Raw genomic sequence first — 6,247 nt, 5'->3', positions numbered from 1 at the left:
ATCCAGGCGTCCAACACCGCGGTCTCCGCGGCCCGTACAGCCGCGAGCGCCGCCCAGGCCGCCGCCTCCGCGGCCGCCGCCGCAGGGCAGGCCGCGGCCCGCGCCTACAGCGCCGCCACCGCTGCCGGGAAGAACGCCGGCGAAGCCTCGGCGGCACGTCAGGCGGCCCAAGCCGCGCGGGACGCAGCCGCCGGAGCCCGCACTGCCGCGTCGGCGGCCTCGCACGCCGCTGACGCCAGTGCCGAGGCCGGGCGTTCGGGCGCCGCCGCCGCTCGTGCCGCACAGAACGCCGCGGACGCGGCGGATGCCGCCGCCTCGGCCGGCAGTTCAGCCGGTGAGGCCACCGCGCAGTCCCGCAGGGCGCGCGACGCCGCGGCCGTCGCCCGCAGCGCGGCGGCCACGGCCACCTCGGCGGCGGACAGGGCCGTTTCACTCGCCTCCGAGTCCGCTTCGGCCGCCCGTGCCGCGCAAAGCGCTGCCAACAGCGCCGCCGACCACGCCGATAGGGCGGCCAAAGCGGCCGATGACGCCGCCGACCAGGCCGGCAAGGCTCAGGACTGGGCGAACAAGGCCACGGAGCACGCCAACGCTGCCGTCGAGGCGGCGAAAACCGCTTCCGAAGCTGTGGCGACGGCCCAGCGGGTCGAGAAACTCGCCCGCGAAAGCGAGAAGGCCCAGCTCGACGACGACACCAAACTCGGCATGGAGGAAGCCAAGGACATCGCGAAGGCGGATCAAGAGGATCATGACCGTCGTGCTGCCCAGCAGACCCAGGAAACCGCCACCGACGAGACGACCAAGGAGCTGTTGAAGAAGGCCGCCGGCTCCGGGACCGACACCAAGACCGCCGCGGCTCTCGGCCGCCAGGCCGCCGTCAACTTGCTGAGCAGCACCGGTTCCTGGACTCGCCAGGCCGCAGAGGCCGCCCTCTCAGGTACCGACGAGGATGTCGTCACCTGGGTCCAGGTGGAGTACGAGAAGGCCCTGCATCAGGACGATCGGGAGAAGGTCCTCTATCTCGCCAAGATCGGCGGCCCCAGCCTGGCCGGAGCGGCCCAAAAGGTGCTGGAGGGCGACGACGCGGGCGTGGAGAAGTTCCTTGAGGGAGGCGTCTACGACGTCCAGACCGAGGACTACCGCGTCCAGGTCCTCAAGCTCATGAACGGGGCTGGCAGAGCCGTCAAGAACGCGGGAAGCGCGGCAATCGACGAAGGCAGTGCGAAAGCCCTGTACAACTTCCTGCTCAACGGCTACCGCAAGGCACTTGAAGAAGACGACCGGGTCGAAACCGTCACAGTCATGCACAACGGCGGGCCCGACGTGCAAGCCGCCGCCCAGGTCGCGATGAACGGGCCCACCTGGATGCAGCACGAGTTCGTCACTCATGTCCAGTACAAGTCGGCTCAGTCGGATCAGGACACCGCCACCCACGTCGCCTCCGTACGCGCGCTCATCGCGACCGCCGCCCGGATCTCGGCCCTCGCCAACCAAAACGCGGCCGAAGCATCCGAAGTGGCCGCCAAGGCACACGACAAGGCCAAGGAAGCCGGCATGTGGGCCGACCAGGCCCACACCTCTGCCGCCCAGGCCAAGGGCTACGCCGACGAGGCACAGGACAGGGCCCGTGAGGCCGACAAATCGGCGACTGAAGCCGCAGGCTCCGCCCAAAAGGCCAAGAACGCCGCGGCCACCGCCCGTCATGCCAGCCGCCAGGCAAACTACTCGGCGAACCAGGCCGCCACCTCCGCCAGTCAGGCCGTGGCCTCGGCGGAGAACGCACGCGACTCGGCCGCCGACGCAAGTCGGTCAGCCACCGCCGCAGGCAAGGACGCCAAGGAAGCAGCACAGGCCGCGAGCGACGCCAACACCATCGCTGCGCAGAAACGCCGACAGGAACAAGCGGCGGCTGCGGCCAAGGCTGCGGAGCAAGCCCGGGAAAGCGCCAAGAAGGGTACCGATCCCGCTGACGACGCCGGCAACGACACCATCAACCTGCCTTATAAGGCATCGGACGGCAAGGACACTGCGCGCCTGTGGGCCCAGCGCGCAGGCCGTGTTTCCTCGTGGGTAGGAATCGTGGGAGCGTTCTCGCTCGCCATCCCCATAGTCGGTGAGGTCTCTGCGCCAATTCTGGGAGAGGCATCGGTCGCCCTAGGAGTGGTCAGTGCGGGGCTGTACGCTTACGCGGACGGGTTCAGCAGCTCTGGTTTCGTGCAGGCTGTCGCTGGAATCGCCCTCGGCAAAATAGGCTCAGGAATTAGTTCGGCAATCAAGGAAGCCGCACCCAGGGCGGTCATCTCGACCGGATCAAGGATCATACACGAGTCAATTTCTGGCATCATAGGACTCTTCGGCTAGTCGGCGAAAGCCAGTAATAATAATTTCGGGGCCCGCGCGGCGGGCCCCGAAGGGACAAGGAAGACCACGTGCACGCCCCATCCATCCCCTTGTATGCCTGGTGGATCATTTCCATCGTCGCCACATCGGCATTCCTCATATTCTTCGTGACACTCATGCCGACCCGTAAATACAAGATTCAGGTGTGCTTCGCACCCGTACTTGGCGTGGCTTTCGGCGTGGCGTCCGCACTCCTGAAAGACATAAAACTTGAAGAATTACTGCCGATGTACTCCACCGCACTACTGGTGTTCCCTATTGGCATTTTGGGGCACCGCCGAGAAATAAGGCAGAAAATTCTGAACGGATCAATACACGGAGAGCGGCCGGAGGACAAGCCGTCCCGTGCGCTGACGGCACAACTGACCCTTTCACTTGTCATATTGGGCGCGCTCATGGCATGGCTTACCTTTACCTGATCCAGCCCAAGAGGGGCACATCGCTTCAGCGCCCTGGCAGACCGCTTCCGCTGGGACCATCTCAGTGTTCGACCGGCCCGTCCTCCAGCCGCTGCCCGCGGAGCAGGAACCAGGCCGCGACCGCCGTGGCGAGCAGGACGGCCGCGCCCGCGGCCGCCGCGATCCGCAGCCCTTCCGTGAAGGCGTCCTGCGCCGAGGCGAGGAGGGCCGCGCCCTGCTCGCGCGGCAGGGCGGCGGCCGATTCGACCGCGCCGCCGAGGGACTCGTGGGCGTCGGAGGCGGCGGGGCCGGGGACGCCGTCGGGGACCGTGAAGCCGCGGTAGACGCCGGTGACGATCGAGCCGAGCAGGGCGATGCCGAGGGCCGCGCCGAGTTCGTACGCGGTCTCGGAGACCGCCGAGGCCGCGCCCGCCTGCTCCTTGGGCACGCTGGAGAGGATCACGTCGGCGGTGACGGTGAAGGAGAACCCGGCGCCGACGCCGACGATGAGCAGCACCGCGCCGAGGATCGGGTAGGGCATGTCCCCGTGCACCCAGATCAGCACGGCCAGGGAGACCCCGATGGCGCCCAGGCCGCCGGCGACCACGCCGCGTACGGAGTAGCGGCGGGCGACCTTGCCGGCGAGCAGGCCGGCGGTGACCGCGCCCACGGCGGCGGGCAGTTCGGCGAGCCCCGCCTCCAGCGGGCCGCGGCCCTGGACCAGTTGCAGGAACTGGGAGAGGAAGAAGACCAGCCCGGACAGGCCGAGGATGGTCAGCAGGTCGGCGAGGACCGCGCCCGAGAAGCCCCGGTGGTGGAAGAGGCGCATGTCCAGCAGCGGCGCGGGCAGCCTGAGCTGGCGCCGTACGAACCACAGCAGGGCCAGCACGCCGATCACGCCCGCGACGGCGGTGTCCCAGCGCATGCCGTGCGCCGCCGCCTCCTTGATGGTGTAGACGACGCCCACGATGCCGATCAGCGACAGGGCGACGCTGCCGAGGTCCCAGGGGCCGGGCGAGGGGTCGCGCGACTCGGGGAGCAGCTTGCTGCCGACGACTACGAGGACCACCATCACGGGCAGGTTGATCAGGAAGACCGAGCCCCACCAGAAGTGGCCCAGCAGGAAGCCGCCGACGACCGGTCCGACGGCGGCGCCGGCCGAGGCCATGGCGCCCCAGATGCCGACGGCGAAGCTGCGTTCCCGGGGGTCGTGGAAGATGTTGCGGATCAGGGCGAGGGTCGACGGCATCAGGGTCGCCCCGGCTATACCCAGCAGGGCGCGGGCCACGATCATCATCTCGGGGCTCGTCGCGTAGGCGTTGAGCGCGGAGACCGCGCCGAACGCGACGGCACCCGTGAGCAGCAGTTTCTTGCGTCCGATGCGGTCGCCGAGGCTGCCCATGGAAACCAGGAGCCCGGCGATGACGAAGGAGTACACATCGCCGATCCACAGCAGCTGCGTGCCGGACGGCCGCAGGTCCTCGCTGAGGAACGGCGTCGCGAGGCCGAGCACGGTCGCGTCGACCGCGACCAGGAGCACGGCCAGGACGAGGACGGTGAGCGCCAGCCAGCGGCCGGGCGCCGGGGCGCCGGGCCCCTCCGCCGTCGCGGCCCGGGTCTTCTCTGCGGACTCGCTCATTTCTCCATGCTCCGTCGGGCACCGCCGAGCAGCAGCTCGACGATCGAGTAATTGAGGTCCTTGCGGGCGACGCGCCCTTGGTGCACGGCCCACGCGCCGGAGCCGATCAGCCCGTACAGCGCCTCGGTGAGCCAGACGGAGCCGAGGTCGATCCGGAAGTGGCCCTCTTCCTGGCCGCGGCGGAAGACGGCGTTGATACGGGCGTCCAGCCGGTCCCAGCCCTCGTGAGTGTCGCCCTCGAACAGCTCGTTCTCCGTGCAGAGGAAGGCCATGAACGCGAAGACCGGCTCGGACTCGACGAGCAGCCGGCGCAGCGCCCCGACGGCGTCGCCCTCGTCGAGCCGGGCGGCGTCGAGGGCTTGCTCGAACTGGGCGATGCCCAGTTCCTCCAGGGCCCGTACGAGCGCGCCGCGTCCGGCGAAGTGTCGGTGCAGGGTGGCCCGGCTGATGCCGGCGGCCCTGGCGATCTCGTCCATGGAGGCCGTCGCCTTGCGGCTCAGCAGGCCGGCGGCCTCTTTCAGTACGTGTTCACGATCAACGGCCATGAGACGTACTTTACCCGAATGAGACAGTGACGTCTCACCGATCGCGCCGGGCCCACCCTGCTCATCGACCTCGCCAGGCTCACCGGGTTCACCGGCCTCACCGGCAAGCGCCGCGCCCGTCGTCGGGGCTCAGGACCAGGGCAGCCGCGAGCGGTGCTGCCAGTAGGCCGCGGGCGCTTCGGCGAGACCCGCCAGTCGGGTGAGCTGGTCCTCGGTGAGGCCGACCCGCACCGCGCCCATGTGAGAGGCGAGCTGATCGGTGGTGGCCGCGCCGGAGAGCACCGTGCCGGCCCACGGCTGGTGGAGGACCGCGGCCAGCGCCACCGCGTCGGGGGCGGCGCCCGTCTCCTCGGCGATCCGGAGCAGCTCCGGCGGCGCGTACGCGGCCGTGGCCAGCCGCCCGTTGGCGACCGCCTCCTTGATGATCACCGATACGCCCGCCTCGTGGGCCTCGGCCAGCGCCGCGCCCGCGGCGGGCTCCAGCACGTTGTACGTGGACTGGACGGTACGGAAGAGCGGCTCGCCCTCCCAGGTGATGCCGAGGGCGGCGCGGATCGCGTCGGCCTGGGCGGGGCCGCTGGTGGAGAGGCCGACCGTCACGCCGTCGGCGGCGAGGGCGGCCAGCCGCTCGTGCAGCGCGCGGTCGGTCAGGGCCGGGCTCTCGGGGGTGACGGAGTGGATCTGGTAAAGGTCCAGGCGCGGCCCGAGCAGGGCCTCGGTCTCGGCGCGCTGCCGGTCGTACGCGGCGACACTGTGGTCCTTGACCTCGTGCACGTCGGCGTCGGTGCGCCAGTCGGCGACGTAGGTGTAGCCCCACTTGCTGCCGATCACCGCGTCCTCGGCGTCGGGGCGCCCCCGCAGCCAGTCGGCGAGGAACTCCTCCGAGCGCCCGTAGGACCGCGCCGCGTCCAGATACCGCACGCCGTGCCCGTACGCGGCGTCCAGCAGCAGGTGAGTGCGCTCGCGCAGCGCGTCGACGGTGCGCTGGGCCGGGAGGTCCCGGTCGCGGCCGTGGTTGATGTAGCCGGGGCGGCCGACGGCGGCCAGCCCCAGTCCGATGCGGGACGCCGGGGCGGCGGCTTCCGCGAGGCGCGCGAACGCCATGGTGTTCTCCCGAGGGCCGATGTTCTTGCTGGTCGGACCGTTTCACGGTACCCGGAGCGGACCCGGGGGGGGGGGGGGGGGGCCCCCCCCCCCCCCCCCCCCCCCCCCCCCCCCCGCGGGGGGGCCTGCTTTTCTCACACCTCTCTCGTCCCCCCCCCCCTCCC

The 6,247-nt window shown here is 70.4% G+C and carries 5 protein-coding genes; 2 read left to right on the top strand and 3 right to left on the bottom strand.

Annotation, left to right across the window (positions count from 1 at the left end):
* On the top strand, positions 1-2,358 hold a 2,358-nt coding region (locus tag AC07AB_RS39900; RefSeq protein ID WP_478577567.1), incomplete at its 5' end, for an ALF repeat-containing protein.
* A 68-nt stretch (positions 2,359-2,426) separates the two neighbouring features.
* A complete protein-coding gene (locus tag AC07AB_RS39895; protein WP_478577564.1) occupies positions 2,427-2,816 on the top strand; it encodes a hypothetical protein in 390 nt (129 codons plus the stop codon).
* Positions 2,817-2,877: 61 nt separating this feature from the next.
* Here the strand turns inward: AC07AB_RS39895 and AC07AB_RS39890 are convergent, their stop codons facing one another.
* The 3 genes from AC07AB_RS39890 to AC07AB_RS39880 form a co-directional block, all read right to left on the bottom strand.
* On the bottom strand, positions 2,878-4,434 hold the full coding sequence (locus AC07AB_RS39890) for an MFS transporter (RefSeq protein ID WP_478577562.1): 1,557 nt from the start codon (positions 4,432-4,434) through the stop codon (positions 2,878-2,880).
* Complete coding sequence (locus AC07AB_RS39885; RefSeq protein ID WP_478577559.1) at positions 4,431-4,979, bottom strand: TetR/AcrR family transcriptional regulator; 549 nt, start codon at positions 4,977-4,979, stop codon at positions 4,431-4,433. The genes AC07AB_RS39890 and AC07AB_RS39885 overlap by 4 nt, the downstream gene beginning before the upstream one ends.
* A gap of 129 nt (positions 4,980-5,108) precedes the next feature.
* Entirely contained in the window at positions 5,109-6,083 is a 975-nt protein-coding gene (locus tag AC07AB_RS39880) for an aldo/keto reductase (RefSeq protein WP_478577556.1), read from the bottom strand.
* Positions 6,084-6,247: the final 164 nt, after the last annotated feature.

The organism is Streptomyces sp. NPDC044033, from assembly GCF_056434425.1.
The sequence above is the reverse complement of the archived record's forward strand: the minus strand, read 5'-3'. Positions and strand labels throughout refer to the sequence as shown.